Source organism: Occallatibacter sp. (genome assembly GCF_049802275.1).
Taxonomy (GTDB): domain Bacteria; phylum Acidobacteriota; class Terriglobia; order Terriglobales; family Acidobacteriaceae; genus Telmatobacter.
This window is the reverse complement of the sequence record NZ_JBARMD010000495.1, coordinates 1-2635: the sequence shown is the minus strand read 5'-3', so window position 1 is coordinate 2635 and position 2635 is coordinate 1. Positions and strand designations below refer to the sequence as shown.

Here is a 2635-nt window from a genome sequence, read left to right as displayed (position 1 = left end):
CCACCGTTTGCCCAAGGATCGTAGTGCTCGGCAAACTCTGCACGTTGCTGTACAGAGGGGTGGCTGTACGACCAGAACTCTACGAATGCGTTGGGGTTGGGATCGTCAAGCCAGGCTTCGCCCAGGTGGTTGAACGACGAGACTGCCGTCTTCTGCGGATCAGGGACGAGGCCGTGAATCGCCTCCTGGCCATATACGTCGGCCTCATGCTCAAAGTGGCGGCTGACCGTGTTGCCCACTGGCGTCAGCACGAATCCCGCGAGCGAAAATGCGAAAAACAGCGTCAGAAATCCCGGACGGCTCGCCAACCCTCGGATATTCCACCGCTCGCCGAAACGGCGCACCATCCCCTCCCCCAGGCTTGCGCATGCCCAGAAGACGAAGAATAGCCCGATCATCATCCCGGCCAACATTTTGGGGATGTGATTCAGCACGTAGTGGCCGCTTTCGTGGCCGAAGATAAACATGATCTCGTCGTCGGGCATGCGGTCGGTGGTCGTGTCCCACATGACAAAGCGTTTGCTCGAGCCGATGCCCGTCACGTAAGCATTGATGCCATTGCTCTTTTCACTGGCCTTCATCAGGAACATGCGGTTGGGAGGGATGGCGGTTCCAGTGCGCGTGACGACCTCTTCCAGTTTGCCTACCAATGCTGCGTGCGTCGATTCAAGCGGTTCAAACTTGTTAAACAACGGGTCAATCACCAGTGGCTCTATGAAAACCGAAAACAAAACCAGGGGCAGCGAAATCAGCCAGATCCATATCCAGTAACGGCGCTGCGACTTGCGCACAATCCAATTGAAGAAGAGCGCAAGGGGAGCACCGATGACGAGCGACAGGCCGAGTCCCTTACCCAGGTCGCCGAACCAGCTTGGCCAACCCTGAACGCTGATGCCGTAATGCAGACTGGCCGCATGCCCCATGGCATCGAGCGGCAAACTGGCCAGCGAAAGGATGACGACAACAACTGCAAAGAAAGCCAGCCCCTGCGTCGAGCGCCGTCTCATCGTTTCTCGGGTCCAGGCGTCTAATCGCTCAGCCAATCTGAAAGCGAGCAACCCCCAGAGCACGACCAATCCCCATAGCGATCCGGCAATGTCCAGCGTGACGCGGATCTTATTCAGCGCAATAGCCTGGGCAAGCTTTTCTGGAGGGAGGGAATAGGCCTGCTCGGAGTGCGGTTGGGCCTGGGAGGCAACCGGGACTGACTGGGATTGGGAATCAGCACTCGCCTGACCCACGGCTCTGCAAGAAATGAGAAGGAGAAGAACGACGACTGAACTTGCTAGCGCAAAACGCGAGACAATTGCCATTCGATTTTCCTTTTTGAGACCCACGAGTTTGAGACAATCAAGTTTACCGATGTTTTTCGCTGACAGGCACTACCGAACTCCCGAAATCCTTCTTTTCAAGGGGCCACGAATGGCAAGCCCGGCTAAAATCCGTTTGCTGATGGGCACGTTGCTCTTCTTCACGCTTGCCCGGTTCAATGCATCAGCGCAGAAAGAGACGGCGACGGGCCATCCCGTGAGTTCCGGTGCCTCGGTCAAAGATGCCGCTCCTGATTCTTCTTTTCTCCTCGATACCATGACCGGCGAGTTGCAGCGCGCCTTCACTTCGCTGGGCAAGCCCGGACCAAATCGGAAAGACGCAGACAAGCAGTTGCCGCCGTACTTCCTCAGCTACTCAGTGGCTGACGCGACCTCTGTTTCCATTCGAGCGCAATATGGCGCACTGGCCGACAGCTCCAGCAACCATGTACGTGTCGCGGACGTGCAGATGCGCATCGGCGATCCCAAGCTCGACAACACGCACGGCAATCATCGGGCTTCCGCCGTGAACAGCATGCAGCTGCCGTTGGGCGACGATCACGCGGCCTTGGCGCGCACACTCTGGCTGGCTACCAATGCGGGCTACGGAAGCGCGCTCGATAATTTTCTCCGCGTCAAGACCGAAGCGCAGGTGCGTGCAAGAGAAGAAGACACTTCGCCCGACTTCAGCCAGGAGGCCCCGCAGGTTTCAATCTCGAAGCCAGCGCCGCCGGTGGCTGTCGACAGTGCTGCGTGGGAACAGCGCGTCAAAGCATTGAGTGCAGTCTTCCGCGAATATCCCGATGTCTACCAGAATCTCGCAATGCTCACCGTGCAGAACGAGACCGACTACTATGCTTCCTCTGAGGGATCGCGCGTAATCGCACCGCATATGCAGGCACGCGTGGTGGTTTTTGCCATGACGCGTGCCGATGACGGCATGGACCTGTTTCGCGCCCAGACCTTCGAAGCTGAAACCGCCAACGGCTTGCCATCTCAGGAATCGATGGAAGCTGCTGTGCGCGAGCTCGGCAAGAGCCTCGAAGCATTGCGCAAGGCTCCTGTGACCGAACCGTTCGATGGGCCGGCCATTCTTTCGGGACGCGCATCTGCCGTCTTTTTTCACGAAGTGCTCGGCCACCGGCTCGAAGGACAGCGCCAGCGCGGCGACGAAGAGGGCCAGACCTTTACCAAGGACCTGAACAAGGAAGTCCTCCCGCCATTTCTCTCCGTGGCCGACGACCCTACTGTGACCACCTTCGACAACACCTGGCTCAGCGGCAGCTATACCTACGACGACGAAGGCGAGAAAGCACGTCGCGTGG

Annotated in this window: 2 protein-coding genes; one reads left to right on the top strand and one right to left on the bottom strand. The window is 58.2% G+C overall.

The genetic code is table 11. The features are described from left to right. A partial coding sequence (locus WA354_RS17250) for a M48 family metallopeptidase (protein ID WP_472814263.1) occupies positions 1 to 1313 on the bottom strand: 1313 nt, incomplete at its 3' end. A 109-nt stretch (positions 1314 to 1422) separates the two neighbouring features. Between WA354_RS17250 and WA354_RS17245 the strand changes: the two genes are divergently transcribed. Then, on the top strand, positions 1423 to 2635 hold a 1213-nt coding region (locus tag WA354_RS17245), incomplete at its 3' end, for a metallopeptidase TldD-related protein (protein WP_472814262.1).